Source organism: Rhizobium changzhiense (assembly GCF_013087625.1).
Lineage (GTDB): Bacteria > Pseudomonadota > Alphaproteobacteria > Rhizobiales > Rhizobiaceae > Rhizobium > Rhizobium sophorae.
On record NZ_JABFCQ010000004.1, the window covers coordinates 180,928 to 198,434 of the forward strand.

At 61.9% G+C, this 17,507-nt stretch carries 15 protein-coding genes; 9 read left to right on the forward strand and 6 right to left on the reverse strand.

The window, feature by feature from the left end:
- Positions 1-71: 71 nt before the first annotated feature.
- Positions 72-1,496 (reverse strand): serine hydrolase domain-containing protein, encoded by a 1,425-nt coding sequence (locus tag G9X68_RS21025; RefSeq protein WP_171604079.1) that lies wholly within the window; start codon positions 1,494-1,496, stop codon positions 72-74.
- A 193-nt stretch (positions 1,497-1,689) separates the two neighbouring features.
- Here G9X68_RS21025 and G9X68_RS21030 point away from each other — a divergent pair, with 193 nt between their 5' ends.
- The 5 genes from G9X68_RS21030 (at position 1,690) to G9X68_RS21050 (ending at position 6,863) form a co-directional block, all read left to right on the forward strand.
- On the forward strand, positions 1,690-2,934 hold the full coding sequence (locus G9X68_RS21030) for a BtaA family protein (protein ID WP_171604080.1): 1,245 nt from the start codon (positions 1,690-1,692) through the stop codon (positions 2,932-2,934).
- Positions 2,931-3,605 (forward strand): methyltransferase domain-containing protein, encoded by a 675-nt coding sequence (locus tag G9X68_RS21035; protein ID WP_171604081.1) that lies wholly within the window; start codon positions 2,931-2,933, stop codon positions 3,603-3,605. The genes G9X68_RS21030 and G9X68_RS21035 overlap by 4 nt, the downstream gene beginning before the upstream one ends.
- A gap of 125 nt (positions 3,606-3,730) precedes the next feature.
- Complete coding sequence (locus tag G9X68_RS21040; protein WP_171604082.1) at positions 3,731-4,528, forward strand: glycoside hydrolase family 25 protein; 798 nt, start codon at positions 3,731-3,733, stop codon at positions 4,526-4,528.
- Between the two features lie 81 nt (positions 4,529-4,609).
- Positions 4,610-5,827, forward strand: coding sequence for a lytic murein transglycosylase (locus G9X68_RS21045; protein WP_171604083.1), 1,218 nt, complete (start codon positions 4,610-4,612; stop codon positions 5,825-5,827).
- 130 nt (positions 5,828-5,957) lie between these two features.
- Positions 5,958-6,863 (forward strand): DMT family transporter, encoded by a 906-nt coding sequence (locus G9X68_RS21050; RefSeq protein WP_171604084.1) that lies wholly within the window; start codon positions 5,958-5,960, stop codon positions 6,861-6,863.
- A gap of 480 nt (positions 6,864-7,343) precedes the next feature.
- Here the strand turns inward: G9X68_RS21050 and metF are convergent, their stop codons facing one another.
- The 4 genes from metF to G9X68_RS21070 all read right to left on the reverse strand — a co-directional run bounded on the left by metF (position 7,344) and on the right by G9X68_RS21070 (position 11,924).
- Positions 7,344-8,246 carry a methylenetetrahydrofolate reductase [NAD(P)H] gene (gene metF / locus G9X68_RS21055; RefSeq protein ID WP_171604085.1) on the reverse strand — a complete coding sequence of 301 codons (903 nt, stop codon included), beginning with the start codon at positions 8,244-8,246 and terminating at the stop codon, positions 7,344-7,346.
- Between the two features lies 1 nt (position 8,247).
- Positions 8,248-9,273 carry an ArsR/SmtB family transcription factor gene (locus G9X68_RS21060; RefSeq protein WP_171604086.1) on the reverse strand — a complete coding sequence of 342 codons (1,026 nt, stop codon included), beginning with the start codon at positions 9,271-9,273 and terminating at the stop codon, positions 8,248-8,250.
- Positions 9,274-9,435: 162 nt separating this feature from the next.
- Positions 9,436-11,085 carry an energy-dependent translational throttle protein EttA gene (gene ettA, locus G9X68_RS21065; RefSeq protein WP_018242886.1) on the reverse strand — a complete coding sequence of 550 codons (1,650 nt, stop codon included), beginning with the start codon at positions 11,083-11,085 and terminating at the stop codon, positions 9,436-9,438.
- Positions 11,086-11,183: 98 nt separating this feature from the next.
- Positions 11,184-11,924 (reverse strand): ribonuclease T2 family protein, encoded by a 741-nt coding sequence (locus G9X68_RS21070; RefSeq protein ID WP_171604087.1) that lies wholly within the window; start codon positions 11,922-11,924, stop codon positions 11,184-11,186.
- A gap of 159 nt (positions 11,925-12,083) precedes the next feature.
- Here G9X68_RS21070 and G9X68_RS21075 point away from each other — a divergent pair, with 159 nt between their 5' ends.
- From G9X68_RS21075 to G9X68_RS21090, 4 genes are read left to right on the forward strand one after another with little or no spacing between them, the layout of a single operon-like run.
- On the forward strand, positions 12,084-13,028 hold the full coding sequence (locus G9X68_RS21075; RefSeq protein WP_171604088.1) for an alpha/beta fold hydrolase: 945 nt from the start codon (positions 12,084-12,086) through the stop codon (positions 13,026-13,028).
- A gap of 32 nt (positions 13,029-13,060) precedes the next feature.
- On the forward strand, positions 13,061-14,017 hold the full coding sequence (locus tag G9X68_RS21080) for a DMT family transporter (protein WP_171604089.1): 957 nt from the start codon (positions 13,061-13,063) through the stop codon (positions 14,015-14,017).
- Between the two features lie 38 nt (positions 14,018-14,055).
- A complete protein-coding gene (gene caiB / locus G9X68_RS21085; RefSeq protein ID WP_171604090.1) occupies positions 14,056-15,258 on the forward strand; it encodes a succinate--glutarate CoA-transferase in 1,203 nt (400 codons plus the stop codon).
- Positions 15,259-15,271: 13 nt separating this feature from the next.
- Positions 15,272-16,930 (forward strand): thiamine pyrophosphate-binding protein, encoded by a 1,659-nt coding sequence (locus G9X68_RS21090; protein WP_171604091.1) that lies wholly within the window; start codon positions 15,272-15,274, stop codon positions 16,928-16,930.
- A 188-nt stretch (positions 16,931-17,118) separates the two neighbouring features.
- On the opposite strand, the gene G9X68_RS21095 is transcribed toward G9X68_RS21090, so the two are convergent.
- Positions 17,119-17,463 carry a RidA family protein gene (locus tag G9X68_RS21095; protein ID WP_018446572.1) on the reverse strand — a complete coding sequence of 115 codons (345 nt, stop codon included), beginning with the start codon at positions 17,461-17,463 and terminating at the stop codon, positions 17,119-17,121.
- Positions 17,464-17,507: the final 44 nt, after the last annotated feature.

Sequence of the window (17,507 nt, forward strand, 5' to 3'; positions counted from 1 at the left end):
AACCGGGTCATTGCTGAAACTACAGCATCCGTTGAATATGCAGTAGTGATAACGGCTGAATAAGCCCCGGCCTATGGCTGCGACTGGGTCTGCCCCTGCGATCCGGCTTGCTGTTGCTGCTCTCCCGGTTGCGGCAATGCCGCAAGGATCGCCTTGAGAAGCACCTGCGGCTGATAGTCGAACCAGCTCGGCGTCAGGCCAAGCCTCACGACCACCAGATTGGCCGAAGGCACGATCGCCACGCTCTGCCCGTCGTGCCCCGTCAGCCAGAACGCATCCTCAGGCAGCCCGGCCCCAGCGCTCGAGCCGCGGCCGGGAGCCAGCCAGGCCTGGCCCTGCGAATACCGCCCGTTCGAAGCCGCCGTCGGGGTACGCATGGCGCCGACGAAACCCTCCGGCAACAGACGCTGGCCGTTCCACACGCCATCCTGCAGCAGGAACTGCCCGAAGCGCGCCCAGTCATGCGCCGTCGCATAAAGATACGAGCTTCCGGCGAACGTGCCGCGCGCATCGAGTTCGAACACGGCGCTCGTCATGCCGAGCGGCGAGAACAACGCATCGTGCGGATAGGAAAAGGCTGCCTGGGCATTGCCGACCCTGTCCATCCAGATGCGCGAGAGCAGCATGGCCGTGCCGCTCGAATAGCGGAAGCGCTGGCCGGGTGCTGCCTCCATCGGCGCATTGGCCGGCAGCGATACCATGTCGGGATCGAGATAGAGCATGCGCGTCACATCGGCGACGTCGCCATAGTTCTCGTTGAAGGCAAGGCCGCTCTCCATGCCGAGCAGATCGGAAACCTTGATCTTGGCACGCGCATCGTTCTTCCACTGCGCCAGCAGGTTATCATCGTCGAAGGAGATCTTGCCGCCGAGCATCAGCCGGCCGAGGATCGCCGCATTCACCGTCTTCGTCATCGACCAACCAATCAGCGGCGTCTTCGCCGAGAATCCGGGGGCATAGGCTTCGCCGACGATGCGACCATCCCGCACCACCACGACCGCCCGCATGGCCGGGCCGGCAAGCTCGGCATCGGCCAGCACAGCGGCAATCTTCGTGTCGGGATCGCCGACGCCCTCGCCCTGCGGCCATAACGCAGGGTTGGTTTCCATCTTGGCCGGCGCGTCGAAGGGGACGGCATTCGCCGCCGCCTCGAAATCGCCATCCGGCACACTCGTGCAGCCGAGCCCGCCGCGATAGAGCGCATAACTCGATGCAAACAGCCCCATGAAGCGAGCCGTCACTCGGCCATTGTCACGGTCGACACTGACGCGCACAAGCCGCAGCAGCGGGTTTCCCGGGGCCTGCACATCGTCCTCCAGCACGTCCTCGGCGTTGCGGCCGGCGATGAAGACGTTGGAACAGACAATCTTGGCGGCATAGCCGTCCCCGACACGCAGGAGCTCCGGCGGACTGACGAACAACCAGGCTGCGCCGGCAACGACGAAGAGAACGAGAAGGAGAGCAAGCGCCTTCAAGATACGCAGGACAAGTCGCATGGCATTCCTCCGAATGCCCGGAGAGAAGCAGGAATTCAGTCTGCCGGAAAGGGGGCGGCGCAAAGAAGATCGGTCGCCTCGATCACTTTCCGAGGAGCTTGATGTTTTCGAACGGCGCGCGCCCACAGCCCACGTCATCAAACTGTAGCAGTGGCGCGCTACACGCCCTGAACGCTAAAAAGGTGACAGACTCATGTCAGAATTTGCACCGGATGCCGGCTTCCGCAAGAACCGGAAACTCAAAGACGCCCTTCTCCGCCACAAGGCTTTTTCGAAGGATGGCTTTTCCGAGCGTCTCTTCGGCCTTCTCTTCTCCGGCCTCGTCTATCCGCAGATCTGGGAGGATCCGGATCTCGACATGCAGGCGATGGAGCTGAAGCCAAACCATCGCATCGTCACCATCGGCTCCGGCGGCTGCAATATGCTCGCCTATCTCTCCAAGGCGCCGGCCTCGATCGACGTCGTCGATCTTAACCCGCACCACATCGCGCTGAACCGCCTGAAGCTTGCCGCCTTCAAGCACCTTCCCGGCCATGCGGATCTCGTCCGCTTCCTGGCAATGCCGAACGAGAAGTCGAACAGCCGCGCCTACGACCAGCATCTTGCCGCCAACCTCGATGAGGCGACCCGCAGCTACTGGAACGGCCGCAAGTTCGGCCGTCGCCGCGTCACCGTCTTCGACCGCAACATTTACGAGACGGGCCTGCTCGGCCGCTTCATCGGCGCCGCCCACCTTCTTGCCCGCCTGCATGGCGTCAAGCTACGCGAGATGACCAAGACCCGCTCGATCCGCGAGCAGCGCCAATTCTTCGACGAGCAGATCGCGCCGCTCTTCGAAAAGCCGGTCGTGCGCTGGATCACCGGCCGCAAGAGCTCGCTCTTCGGCCTCGGCATTCCGCCGCAGCAATATGACGAACTCGCAAGCCTTGCCGCCGATCATTCGATCGCGCCGGTGCTGAAGCACCGCCTGGAAAAGCTCGCCTGTCATTTCCCGATGAGCGACAACTATTTTGCCTGGCAGGCCTTCGGCCGCCGCTACGGCACCGAAGCGGAAGGCCCGCTGCCGACCTATCTGAAGTCGGAGCACTATCAAGTGATCCGCGCCAATGTCGACCGCGTCAATGTCCACCACGCAAGCTTCACCGAGCTTCTCGCCCGCGAGCCGGCCGCCTCGCGCGATCGCTATATCCTGCTCGACGCACAGGACTGGATGACGGACGAGCAGCTGAACGACGTCTGGAGGGAGATTACCCGCACGGCGCGCGAAGGCGCCCGCGTGATCTTCCGCACCGCCGCAGAAAAGAGCATCATCGAAGGCCGACTGGCTCCGGTGATCCGCGACCAGTGGGATTACTTCGAGGAGAAGTCGCGTGATCTGACCGCGCTCGATCGCTCGGCAATCTACGGCGGCTTCCACATTTACGGGAAGAAGGCGTGAGCAAGGTCGATACCGATATGGCAGCAAAGGACGATGAACATGCCAGCCTGATGGATGGCATGTACCGCTATCAACGCCATATCTACGATCTCACCCGCAAATATTATCTTCTCGGCCGCGACAGCACGATCCGTAATCTCGACGTTCCCGAGGGCGGCACTCTGCTTGAAGTCGGCTGCGGCACCGGGCGCAACATGGCCTTCGCCCACCGGCATTTCCCGACCGCCAAGCTGTTCGGCCTCGACATTTCCCAGGAAATGCTGATTTCGGCGCGCAAGACCTTCGCCACCAAGGCGACGATCCCGGAATTCCGCGTCGCCGACGCCACGGCGTTCACACCGCGAGAATTCGGCGTCAGCGGCTTCGATCGCATCCTGATTTCCTATGCCCTGTCGATGATCCCGGACTGGGAGTGCGCCGTCGATGCATCGATCGCCGCCCTCAATCCCGGCGGCCAGCTGCACATCGTCGATTTTGGCCAGCAGGAAGGCTTGCCGGGCTGGTTCCGGCGCATGCTGCAGTCCTGGCTTGCGAAATTCCACGTCACGCCGCGTCCCGATCTGCGCGAGGTCCTGGAAGCGCAAGCCCATGAAAACAACGCGACATTGTTGTTCGATACCGTCGGCGGCGGTTATGCCTGGCGGGCAGCTATTATCAGCAAGCGCTCATAATTCGCTTGAAACTAACCAATTTTTTACGTTGATATGATGAAAAGAGGGTTATCCTCTGCTGACTCGTCTTTTTCGAAGGTCAGGTTGTGGGGCAAAGAGATCATTCGAGCTACGACGGGACGCCCATGCGCCGGCTTTTGTTTTGCGTTTTGCCCTTGGCCGTCCTTTTGGCGGGCTGCAGTTCCTCCGGTTATGACTACCTCGAAACGGCCTCGATCAAGCCGAAGACGCGCTTCAAGGATACCGATCCCCAGGATTTCGGAGCGAAGCATCCGCAGCAGAATCCGGTGCACGGCATCGATATTTCCAAATGGCAGGGCGATATCGACTGGGGCACGGTGAAGAATTCCGGCGTCGCCTTCGCCTTCATCAAGGCCACCGAAGGCAAGGACAGGGTCGATTCGCGCTTCGACGAATACTGGCGAGAGGCCCGCGCCGCCGGCATCCCGCACGCTCCCTATCATTTCTACTATTTCTGCTCCTCCGCCGATCAGCAGGCCGACTGGTTCATCCGCAACGTGCCGAAGGAGGCCATGCGCCTGCCGCCGGTGCTCGACGTCGAATGGAACGCCGAATCGAAGACCTGCCGCTACCGTCCCGACGCTGAAACAGTGCGCGCCGAAATGCAGCGTTTCATGGACCGGCTGGAGGCCTATTACGGCAAGCGCCCGATCATCTACACCTCGGTCGATTTCCACCGCGAAAATCTCGCCGGATACTTCCGGGATTATCATTTCTGGGTCCGTTCGGTGGCAAAACACCCCGAGGTGACCTATTCCGACCGCCGCTGGGCCTTCTGGCAATATACCTCGACCGGCGTTATTCCCGGCATCAATGGGCCGACCGATATCAATGTCTTTGCCGGCAGCGCAAAGAACTGGAACAATTGGGTCGCGGCCGTTTCCAAGGATAGAAATTCTTAGTAACGTCTTGCGATGTTTCTTGCTTCCGTCACATTCGTCTGTGAAAGCGACGGCAATCTGTTTGATATAAGGACCGCATCCATGCACCGCTCGCTCGCAAGCCGCTCTGCACTCGCCCTTCTGTTTGTCCTCGCCCTCGCAGGCGGCGCGGCCGCCCAGCAGGCGCCGGGTGCAGCCCCGGCAGCGCCCTGCGGCGGCGACCTGTCCGCCTTCCTCGAAGGCGTGAAAAAGGATGCGGTTGCAGCCGGCGCCAGTGCGGCAGCCGCCGACGAGGCCTTCGCCGGCGCCGAGATCGACCCCAAGGTTCTAAGCCGGGATCGCGCCCAAGGCGTCTTCAAGCAGACCTTCCTCGAATTCTCCCAACGCACCGTCAGCCAGGCCCGCCTCGACATCGGCCGCCAGAAGATGAAGCAATATGCCGACGTCTTTGCCCGCGCCGAGCAGGAGTTCGGCGTCCCCCCGGGCGTCATCACCGCCTTCTGGGCGATGGAAACCGATTTCGGCGCCGTCCAGGGCGATTTCAACACCCGCAACGCCCTGGTGACGCTGTCGCATGACTGCCGCCGCCCGGAACTTTTCCGTCCGCAGCTGATCGCCCTCGTCGAGATGGTTCAGCACGGCGACCTCGACCCTGCCACCAATACCGGCGCCTGGGCCGGCGAGATCGGCCAGGTGCAGATGCTGCCGCGCGACATCATTGCCTATGGCATGGATGGCGATGGTGACGGCCATGTCCGCCTGAAACAGAGCAGCCCCGACGCCATCCTGACGGCGGCGAAATTCATCCAGCACCTCGGCTTCGAGCGCGGCCAACCGTGGCTGCAGGAAGTGACCGTGCCCGACAACCTGCCCTTCGAGAAATCCGGCCTCGGCGGCACGATGAAGGCCGCCGAATGGTTTGCACTCGGCGTCAAGCCGCGCGACGGCAACACAGCTTTCGGCGATCTCGAAGGCGACCTGGTGCTGCCGCAGGGCCGCATGGGACCGGCCTTCATCGCCTATCCCAATTTCAAGATCTATCTCGAATGGAACAAGTCGTTCATCTACACGACCTCGGCCGCCTATTTCGGGACGCGCCTTTCGGGCGCCGAACCCTATCTCAAGGGCGTGCCGGAACAGGGGCTTGCCAGCGACCAAATGAAGGCGCTGCAGACCAAGCTGCAGTCGCTCGGCCATGATGTCGGCGAGATCGATGGCATCCTCGGCTCCGGCACGCGTGTCGCGATCCAGAAGGAACAGCAGCGCCTCGGCATGCCGGCCGACGGATGGGCGACGCCTGCCCTTCTCAACGCCCTCTGATCCCCGCTGACATCTTGCCGCTCGCTTCGCAAGAAACGGGTGGCGCGATCCGCCTGCTGCGCTAAAGCATCAAGCCGAAAACCGGTGCCGGTTTTCGGCGAAACGAACGGCTTGCGGTGGAGGAATCGGCATGGACAGCAGAATGAATGCCTGGACCTGGGGGCTGCTGGTCCTGCTCGGCCTGATCTGGGGCGGCTCCTTCTTCTTTGCCCGCATCGCCGTCCAGCACGTGCCGCCGCTGACCCTCGTCTTCTTCAGGCTGCTGCTCGCAGCGCTGGCGCTGCATATCTATATCGCCGGCCGTTTCGACTTCTATGCGATCCTCAAGGCCCGCTGGCGCGAATTCCTGATCCTCGGGTTCATCAACAATGCCCTGCCGCATGCGCTGATCTTCTTCGGCCAGACTCGCATCGGCGCCGGTCTAGCGGCGATTCTGAATGCGACGACGCCGATCTGGACGGTGCTGATCGCCAACTACTTCACCTCGGACGAGAAGCTGTCGCCTGCAAAGATCGCCGGCTGCCTGGTCGGGCTGGGCGGGACGATCGTGCTGATCGGCCCCGGCATGTCGGCCGGTGGTCAAGCCCCGCTCTGGGCGCTGCTTCTTCCCGTGCTTGCAGCGATCTCCTATGGTTTCGCCGCCACTTACGGCAAACGCTTCAAGAATGTTCCCGCCCCTGTCACCGCAGCTGGCCAGTTGACCGCCTCCTCGCTGATTGCGCTGCCGCTGTCGCTGCTGGCCGATCGTCCCTGGGCGCTTGCCGCACCGCCGCTCGATGCCCTGCTCGCCATACTGGCACTGGCGCTGCTGTCGACCGCCTTCGGCTACATCCTCTATTTCCGGATCATGGCGGCGGCCGGCGCCACCAATGCCTCGCTCGTCACCCTGCTCGTGCCGCCGAGCGCCATCCTTCTCGGCGTGCTCTTCCTCGGAGAAAGGCTCGCACTGAGCGAGTTTGCCGGCATGGCGCTGATCGGTTTCGGCCTCGTCATTCTCGACGGCCGCGCCTATCGCATGCTGGCGAAGGCCGCCTGAAACCGGTTGCGAATTCCATATGTTTTCAACCGGTTGCGGGCCTGCCATGTTTTAGGCGCATAGGTAAATGCGCGATCGCTCAATTTAACGGCACGTTAAAATCTGTGAACAAAAATTTGTTGAAAATTATGAAGTAATTTCAAATGCTTGCTGAAACACTATTCGACTTATCCACCGAACCCTTCTGCAGCGCAGCATAAGATCTGCTTCCCAACCGACATATTTCAGACATATTATCGGCCGGTTAACGCGAGGAGACAGACATGGGACTCACGCAATCCTTGAATGTTCTGTTGGTCAGTGCAGCGTTTGCTTTCGTCTTGTCGATGCTCTTCATCTGAGCTGGCCGACGAAAGTGTAATGACTGATAGTGCCTAAACTCCTGAATAGCTGATCAATCCGCCAACGAAAAAGCGCATGTCCCGCCCGACATGCGCTTTTCACTTTTACAGCGCCACGCGCCTTTCAGACGCGCAAAGATCAGGCGGCTGCGCCCGCACTTTTTGCCGCCCGGCGGGAGAGGCCGAGATTGTCGAGCACGGCGGAAACCAGCGGCGCACGGTTCATCGTATAGAGATGGAAGTCGTGGATGCCGCGCCGGACGAGATCGTCGATCTGTTCGGCAGCGACTTCGGCGGCGACCTTCGCCCGCTCCTCGGGCTTGTCGTCGAAGCCTGCGAAGCGCTCGTCGAGGAAGGCGGGGATGATCGTGCCGCAAGCCCCGGCGAAGCGCTTCAGCTGCGTCAGGTTCTGGATCGGCATGATGCCGGGCACGATAGGGATCGAGATGCCGGCGCCGCGCACCCGTTCCAGGTAGCGCTCGAAATTATCGTTGTCGAAGAAGAACTGCGTCAGTGCTCTGTCGGCGCCATTGTCGGCCTTGCGCTTCAGCATCTCGATATCGGCCGCCGTGTCGCGGCTTTCCGGGTGTTTTTCCGGATAGGCGGAAACCGAAATCTCGAAATCGCCGATTTCCTTCAGGCCGGCCACCAGCTCCGCCGCATTGGCATAACCGCCGGGATGCGGCTGGTAGGGTGCGCCGGCGCCACCGGGCGCATCGCCGCGCAGCGCCACGAAATGCGTCACGCCGGCCTTGCGGAACGTGTCGACCACCTGATGCGTCTCCTCCTTCGTCGCGCCGACGCAGGTGAGATGCGAGGCGGTGGCAAGCGGCGTCTGCGACAGGAACCGCGTAACGGCGGTCAGAGTCGGCGCCTTGGTGGTGCCGCCGGCGCCATAGGTTACCGACACGAAATCCGGGTCCCAGTCCTGCAGTTCGCTGACGGTATGCCAGAGCTGCCCTTCCATCTCCTCCGATTTCGGCGGGAAGAATTCGAAGGAGACCCTGATGTTGCTGCCCCGCGCTTCGTTTTTCAAAGCCATGTCATACCCTCCCGGCAAATGTAGGTTCGGCGCCTTCGCTTAGTTGCGAAGCCATGAGGCGCCTCGGATCACGCGCGAGCCAGACGGTGACCGTCAACCCCTGCCCGCTTTGCTGACCCGGATGAAGATCGACGACCTGCTCGACGTCGAGCCCGGCCTTGCGCAACCAGTCGGACATTGCCTGGTGCGAAAAACCGAGACGGACATGCGCATGCTCGTCGCGGAGATATTCGAGCGTGTGCGGCGCAAGGTCGATGACCACGAGCCGGCCGCCCGGCCGGAGCATGCGCGCCGCTTCCGCGATCGCAATCTCTGGCTGATCAAAGAAATGCAGCACCTGATGGATCGTCACCAGATCGAAATCCTGTCCCTCGAACGGCAGGTTCAGGATATCGGCGTGGCGCACGGTGGCCTTGGTGATGCGGGACTTGTAGAGATTGGCGCGCGCCACGCTCAGCATGTCGCGGCTGGCATCGACGCCGGTCGCCCGACGGTAGAGCCCGGACAGGAGTTCGAGGATGCGGCCGGTGCCGGTGCCGAGATCGAGCAGCGAGTCGATCGGCTGGCTGCCGAGCAGCCGGATGACGGCAGCGTCGACCTCCTCATCGGCCGCATGCAGGCGGCGAAGCTCGTCCCATTCGGCCGCGTTCCGGCTGAAATAGGCCTGCGCCCGCTCGGCGCGCTGGCGCTTGACCTGCGAAAGCCGCTCGCCGTCGCGAAGAATGGTCGGATCGTTCTCGGAAACATGCTTCAACAACGCCCGCACCAGCATGGCGGCCTTACCGTCCTGCTTGAGGCGGAAATAGGCCCAGGCGCCCTCTTGGTAGCGTTCGATCAGTTCGGCCTCGCCAAGCAGCTTCAGGTGGCGGGAGATGCGGGGCTGGGATTGGCCGAGAATTTCGGTAAGATCGGTCACCGTCAGATCGCCGCCGTCAAGAAGCGCCAGAAGACGCAGGCGCGTGGGCTCGCCGGCCGCCTTCAAGACGTCCACCAGCGCATCCAGTCCAAGCTTCAAGGGTTCGCTCATCTTCGATCCAATCAAGATATAAAGATATCTTTATGTGATTTGAAAAGCGGTGGCAAGCGGCAATTCGCACTCTCCGCGAAATTGGCTGCTCAGATTGCGACAAGGCGCACCATGAAAAAGCCCCGGCCGAACCGGGGCTTCCGCATGCAAAAATAGGTGAAATCAGCGTGTCAGGCGCTTGTGAGCCTGGCTGCCCGGGTTGAGGGCGTCAGGGCCGAGACGGCGAACCTTGTCCTGTTCATAATCCTCGAAGTTGCCTTCGAACCATTCGACATGGCCGTCGCCTTCGAAAGCGAGGATATGCGTCGCCAGACGGTCGAGGAACATGCGATCGTGGCTGATGATGATGGCGCAGCCGGCGAAATTCTCCAGCGCGTTTTCCAAGGCACCCAGCGTTTCCGTATCAAGGTCGTTGGTCGGTTCGTCGAGCAGCAGAACATTGCCGCCGGCCTTCAGCATCTTGGCAAGGTGAACACGGTTGCGCTGACCACCAGAGAGATTGCCGACCTTCTGCTGCTGGTCGCCGCCCTTGAAGTTGAAGGCGCCGCAATAGGCACGGGAGTTCATGTCGAACTTGCCGAGCTTGATGATTTCGGCGCCGCCGGAGATTTCCTCCCAGACCGTCTTGTCAGCCGCAAGCGCGTCGCGGCTCTGGTCGACATAACCGAGATGCACGGTCTCGCCGATGCGGATCGAGCCGCCGTCCGGCTTTTCCTGGCCGGTGATCATCTTGAACAATGTCGTCTTGCCAGCGCCGTTCGGGCCGATGATGCCGACGATGCCGCCCGGCGGCAACTTGATCGACAGATCGTTGATCAGCGTGCGGCCCTCGAAACCCTTGGTGATGCCTTCCATCTCGATGACCACCTGGCCGAGGCGTTCACTGACCGGGATGATGATCTGCGCGTCGCCGGGACGCTGCTTCTCGGCGGCATCCACCAGTTGCTCGTAGGACTTGATACGCGCCTTGGACTTGGCCTGACGGGCCTTCGGGCTGGAAGCGATCCATTCCTGTTCGCGGCTGATCGCCTTCTGGCGCGATGCGTCTTCGCGGCTTTCCTGCAGCATGCGCTTGGCTTTCGCCTGCAAGTAGGCCGAGTAGTTGCCTTCGTAGGGGATGCCACGGCCGCGGTCGAGTTCGAGGATCCAGCCGGTGACGTTGTCCAAGAAGTAGCGATCGTGGGTAATCATCATCACGGCGCCCGGATAGTCGCGCAGATGTTTTTCGAGCCAGGCGATGGTTTCGGCGTCCAGGTGGTTGGTCGGTTCGTCGAGCAGCAGCAGATCCGGCTGCGAAAGCAGCAGGCGGCAGAGCGCGACACGGCGGCGCTCGCCACCGGAAAGGCTGGTGACTTCGGCGTCGCGCGGCGGGCAGCGCAGCGCTTCCATCGCCATCTCGACCTGGCTTTCCAGATCCCAGAGGTTCTGGCTGTCGATGACGTCCTGAAGCTTGGCGCCCTCTTCCGCCGTCTCGTCGGAATAGTTCATCATCAATTCATTGTAGCGATCGAGGACGGCCGTCTTCGAGGCAACGCCTTCCATGACATTCTCGAACACCGTCTTGTTGGGATCGAGATGCGGCTCCTGCTCCAGATAGCCGACCGTCGCACCTTCGGCGAGCCAGGCTTCGCCGGTATACTCCTTGTCCTGGCCTGCGATGATGCGCAGCACGGTGGATTTACCCGCGCCATTCGGACCAAGGATACCGATCTTGGCATCCGGATAGAACGAAAGGTGGATATTCTCCAGGATCTTCTTGTTGCCATAGGCCTTGTTGAGGCCGGACATATGATAGATGAACTGACGTGCCATGCTGCGCTGCTCCGGGCGGGAAACTTCGATTGTGCCGCTATGTAGGCGAAACAGCGCCTGCGGGCAACGCCGAAACCCGGTTTACTCAGGATTTCCGGTCAAAAGCCTGCAGCGTCGACGACGCCCTCGTCACAGCCGAACGACGTTTTTCCAGCACCCTGGATCAGATCGGCAAGGCCGGCACTCTTCGCCGATGCCGCCCCGGCGGCTTCCGAAAGCCCGATCGTCAGCTCGCTGATCATCCTGACATTGCCGGCCCGCCGGCAGCTCATCTTGACGCGGTCGCCGGCACCCGGCCCGAAGCTCTTGTCGAAAGCCGCCTTGATCGCGTCGGCCTTGACCGGCTTGCCGATATTGGCAGCGAAAAGATCACGCACGGCCGAAGCGTTGAGTGCGCCCACGAGATGCATACCGACACCGAAATAGTCGTCGGCGCTCATCTTCGTGCAGGTGCCATGCTTCACCCATTCATGCCGTTCCAGGCCGGATTGCGTGCCGGGCATCGCCTTTGCCAGCGCCGTCTTCGTCTCGGCCGCAAGCGTCACCTCCGGCAGCTTGTTCCAGTCGCCATCCTTGTCGGCGGCCTTCTGCTCGGCGCTCACGCCGCAATAATCCTGCCGCATCGGCCAAAGTCCGTGCAACGAAAAGTTCGTCGCGTCGGGGCGCTCGCCGGTTTGGCTCGCGCACTCGGCTTTCTTCTGGTTCGTCTGACAAAAGGCCGGCTGCCAGCTTGCCGCCAGAATGAAGCGGGTGCGCCCGCCGCCCTCCTGCGCCACGCCGGCGCCGGCAACAACCATCGACACGGCAAACGTCAAGGTACGCAACTGCATGCTGCTCATTTCAACCCCCAAAAAAAGAACAATACAGGAACAAATAAGCATCAAAATCAAAAGGCCGCAACCCTGAATCGCAACAAGGCTGCAAATTGTTATCAGATAATCAAATGCCCATGTTGCAATTACCCGGCGATCTGGTCTGTTGCCGCCGGGAGGACCCACATGTTTCCTGAAACGCAAAGGCTGGCCGTGCCGGAGGCGTCGCTGGCCTATCACCATGCCGAGGCTGCCGATCCGGCGCGCGGCATCCTGTTGATATCGCATGGCTTGGCCGAACATTCGAAACGATACCGCTTCTTTGCCGAGGCGATGGCGGCGCGCGGATATCATGTCTATGCCCATGATCATCGAGGCCACGGCGAGACGACGGCACCCGATGCGCCGATCGGTCGCTTCGCCCGGCGCTGTGGGGTCGAAAGGGTGATCGGCGACGTCATCGCCATGCGCGGCCATGCGGCCTCCCGCCATCCCGGCCTGCCGGTGATCCTTTTCGGCCATTCGATGGGCGGCCTCATCGCCTTCAATGCTGCCGTCACCGCTCCGGCCGACTTCGATGCCGTAGCCGTCTGGAATTCGAATTTCGCCGTCGGTTTTGCCGGTCGCGCCGCCCAGGCGATCCTGCTTGCCGAGCGCATGCTGAAGGGCTCCGACGTGCCGAGCGGCTTGCTGCCGAAGCTCACCTTCGGCACCTGGGGCAAATCCATTCCCGGCCGCCGCACCGAGTTCGACTGGCTGTCGCGTCTTCCTGATGAAGTCGACAAGTATGTCGCCGATCCGCTCTGCGGCTTCGACGCCTCGGTCTCTCTCTGGCTCGACATCTTCGAGCTGACCTTCCGCGCGCCGCAGAAAATCCACCTCGACCGGCTGCCGCGGGACATGCCGATCCATCTCGTCGGCGGCGGAGAAGACCCGGCGACGGAGCGTGGAAAAGCCGTGCTCTGGCTGTCAAACCATTTGAAAGGCCAAGGCTTCTCCCGTATCAGCACTGAGATATATCAGGACAAGCGGCACGAAACACTGAATGAGATCGGCGCGGATGCGGCGATTGCAGCCTTCGCGGACTGGTGCGACAGGGCCGTCCAAGATCCTGAGCGATCAATATCCTGAGTGACCAATATCCTGAGTACAGGGACTTCATCATGAACAGCACCTCCGCCCGCCCCGTTTCGTCCGCCTCCGACGTGACGATGGGGCTTGTGCTGATGTTTATCTCGGTGATGTTCTCGCCGCTCATCGATATTTTCGCCAAGCTTGCCATCGTCACAGTCCCGTCCGCGGAGATCACCGCCGGCCGCTTTGCAGTGCAGGCGATCTGCATGCTGCCGATTGTAATATGGCGGCACAGCTTCGCCGATTTCTCCTGGCGCCAGAGCCTGTTCCACGCAATCCGCGGCGCGATCATCACGATCTCGATGATCTCCTTCGTCACCACGCTGAAATACATGGCGGTCGCCGACGCGATTGCGATCTTTTTCGTCGAGCCGATCATTCTGACGATCCTCGGCGGCATCTTCCTGAAGGAGACCATCGGCTGGCGGCGCTATACCGCCTGCGGCGTCGGTTTCTTCGGGGCGATGCTGATCATCCAGCCGAGTTTCGAAGAGGTGGGCTATATCGCGCTTCTGCCTGTCGTCAGTGCCTTCTGCATCGCGATCTTCGTCCTGATGACCCGCGTCCTCTCGCACAGGGAGGACCCTTGGGCGATGCAGTTCCAGATGAGCATCTGGGGCCTGCTCTTCTGCGCCGTCCTGCTGTTCCTGGGCCAGGGAACCGGCTCCGATCTCTTCGATCCGATCATGCCGGAAGGCCGCGCCTGGTTCTATCTCGCCGGCGTCGGCGCCATGGCCGCAATCGCGGGCATCCTTGGCGTCTACGCCTATCGCGCGGCACCAGCCTCGACGCTGGCGCCGCTGCAATATTTCGAGATCGTCTCGGCGACGATCTTCGCCTGGCTGGTCTTTGGCGACTTCCCGGATGCGGTCAAATGGCTCGGCATCATGATTATCATGGCGTCGGGCTTTTACATTGTCTGGCGCGAGCGCCGCTTTGCATCGAAACCGGTATCCGGTACATCAGAGGCGACGCTGGCGCCCTAGATCTAAGCCCAGATCTAAGAACGAGAGCCCGGAGGAACATGACGGAGACCGTGACGAAAAAACCGCCGCTCGCCGGCATCCGGGTGATCGAGCTTGCCCGCGTGCTCGCCGGCCCCTGGGCGGGACAGATGCTCGCCGATCTCGGTGCCGACGTCATCAAGGTCGAAAATCCCGACGGCGGCGACGACACGCGCCAATGGGGGCCACCCTTCGTCGAGGGCGCCGACGGTGAAAATCTCTCGGCCGCCTATTACCACGCCGCCAATCGCGGCAAGCGCTCCGTCACCGCCGATCTGAAGAGCGCCGAAGGCCAGGATCTCGTCCGCCGCCTCGTCTCCACCGCCGATGTGGTCATCGAGAATTTCAAGCTCGGAGGCCTCGCCAAATACGGGCTCGACTATGACAGCCTGCGCAAGGTGAACCCGAAGCTCGTCTATTGCTCGATCACCGGCTTCGGCCAGAACGGCCCTTATGCCAGCCTCGCCGGCTACGACTATATCGTCCAGGGCATGTCCGGCTTCATGTCGATTACTGGGGAGCCGGGTGGCCAGCCGATGAAGGCAGGTGTCGCCATCGCCGATATCTTCACCGGCATCTATGCCGTCTCGGCGATCGAAGCCGCCCTGATCCACGCCCTGAAATCAGGCGAAGGCCAGTTGGTCGACATGGCCCTGCTCGACGTGCAATCGGCCGTGCTCGCCAATCAGAACATGAATTACCTGGTCTCCGGCGAGGCGCCGACCCGCCTCGGCAATGCCCATCCCAATATCTCGCCCTATGAGGTCGTGCCGACGGCGGATGGTTACCTCATTCTCGCCGTTGGAAACGACGGCCAGTTCCGCCGCCTCTGCACCATCCTCGGCTTGGAGGCCATCGCCGGCGACGAGCGTTTCGCCACCAACAAGGCCCGCGTCGCAAATCGCGGCGAAGTGCGCCGCCTCGTCTCCACCGAAACGCTGAAATGGCAGAAGACGGATCTGCTGAAGGCCTGTGAAGAGAACGCGGTTCCATCAGGCGCAATCAACACGATCGAGGAAATGTTCGCCCATCCGCAGGTGCAGGCCCGCGGCCTGCGCATCGACCTTGCGGATGCAGCCGGAACGGTGATCCCCGGTGTCAGGACGCCTGTGGTACTGTCGGAGACGCCGCTGCGTTATATCAGGCCGAGCCCGCGTCTCGGCGAACACCAGGCAGAAATTCTGGCGGAACTCGCCGAGCGCGAGAGGAAGGCATCGTCATGAAGAAGGCATTGTCATGAAGAAGACGGGCGGGGAACTGATCGTCGAGGCGCTGAAGGCGAATGGCGTCAAGCGTCTCTCCTGTGTGCCCGGCGAGAGCTTCCTCGCCGTGCTCGACGCGTTGCGCGACAGCGATATCGACGTCCTCGTCTGCCGCCAGGAGGGTGGAGCGGCGATGATGGCGGATTGCTGGGGCAGGCTGACCGGCGAACCCGGCATTTGCATGGTGACCCGTGGCCCCGGCGCCACCAACGCTTCCGCCGGCCTGCATATCGCCAAGCAGGACTCGATCCCGATGATCCTCTTCATCGGCCAGGTACAGCGGGAAGCGAGAGAACGCGAGGCCTTCCAGGAGGTCGAGTTCCGCCGCGCCTTCACCGAATTCGCCAAATGGGTGGGCGAGATCGACGATGCTGCCCGCATTCCCGAGTTCGTCACCCGCGCCTTTGCGATCGCAACCTCCGGCCGTCCCGGCCCTGTCGTGCTGACGCTGCCGGAGGACATGCTGCGCGATGAGGTCGAGGCGCCCCGCGCAAAGCGCTTTGTCGGCGTCGAAGCCCACCCCGGTCGCAGCCAGGTCGACGATCTCTATCTGCGCCTGCTCAAAGCCGAGCGGCCGATGGTGATCCTTGGCGGCACACGCTGGGATGCCGATGCCGTCGCCGATTTTGCAATATTCGCCGAACGTTTCAAATTGCCGGTCGGCTGCTCGTTCCGCCGGCAGATGCTGTTCGATCATCTGCATCCCTGTTATGCCGGCGATGTCGGCATCGGCATCAATCCGGCGCTGGCAAAGGAGATCAAGGAGAGCGACCTGCTGATCCTGCTGGGCAGCCGCATGTCGGAAATGCCGTCCTCGTCATATACGCTGATCGATATCCCCTACCCCCAGCAATCGCTGGTGCATATCTATCCCGACGCTTCCGAGCTTGGCCGCATCTATCGCCCGGATCTTGCCATCTGCGCCGCTGCTGCCGATTTCGTGGCCGCGCTCGCCGATCTGGAAGCGCCGGCCGAGCCGCACTGGGCGGAGCGCACGGAACGCATGCACCGGGCCTATCTCGCCTGGTCGAAGCCGCCTTCGACAGGTCCGGGCGCCGTCCATATGGGGCCGATCATGGAGTGGCTGGAGGCCAATACCGGGCAGGACGCGATCTTTACCAATGGCGCCGGCAACTACGCCACCTGGGTCCACCGCTTCCATCGTTTCCGCCGCTTCAACACCCAAGCCGCCCCCACCTCCGGCTCGATGGGTTACGGCCTGCCGGCCGCCGTCGCCGCCAAGCGGCTCTTTCCCGAGCGCGAGGTCATCTGCTTTGCCGGCGACGGCTGTTTCCTGATGCACGGACAGGAATTCGCCACCGCCATCCGCTACGGTCTGCCGATCATCGCAGTCGTCGTCAACAACGGCATCTACGGCACGATCCGCATGCATCAGGAGCGCGAGTATCCCGGCCGCGTCAGCAGCACCGATCTGACCAATCCCGACTTCGCAGCCCTTGCTCGCGCCTATGGCGGCCATGGCGAGACGGTGGAGACGACGGCGGATTTCGCTCCCGCCTTCGAGCGGGCACGCGCCAGCGGCAAGCCCGCAATCATCGAAATCAAACTCGATCCCGAAGCGATCACGCCGACGCGCACGCTCTCGGAAATCGCGCAAACAAAAAGCCGGTGAGTTTCCCCACTGGCCAAATCTGTTGACAAACCTCATTCTTTACTCGGTCTCGTGCCGAGGATCTGCTGCAGCGGCTGCAGATGCTCGGGACAAGCCCGAGCATGACGAAAAGAGTAGCGGTCGACTTTGTCAGCAATCAAAGCCGGCAAGTTTCCTAACCGGCTTTGACGAATAGCGCTGCCGCGACCTTAGTCGAGTGCCGCCGTGATGATGAACTCGACCTTGTATTTCGGCGCAGCGAGCTTGGCTTCGCTGGTGGCGCGGGCCGGCGGATTGGCCGGATCGATCCAGCCTTCCCAGACGGCGTTCATCTCGGCGAAATCGGCGATGTCGGAAAGGTAGATGATCGTCTGCAGGATCTTCGACTTGCTGCTGCCTGATGCGGCCAGCAGACGGTCGACTTCGGCAAGCGATGACTTGCACTGATCGGTGACGCTTTCGCCCTCGCCGACCTGGCCTGCGAGATAGACCGTGTTGCCGTGAATGACGGCGCCGCTCATGCGCGAGCCGACGTCGATACGCTTAATGCTCATTCTAGTCTCCTGAGTGAATGAAAGGTGACGGCGCTGAGGTTCAA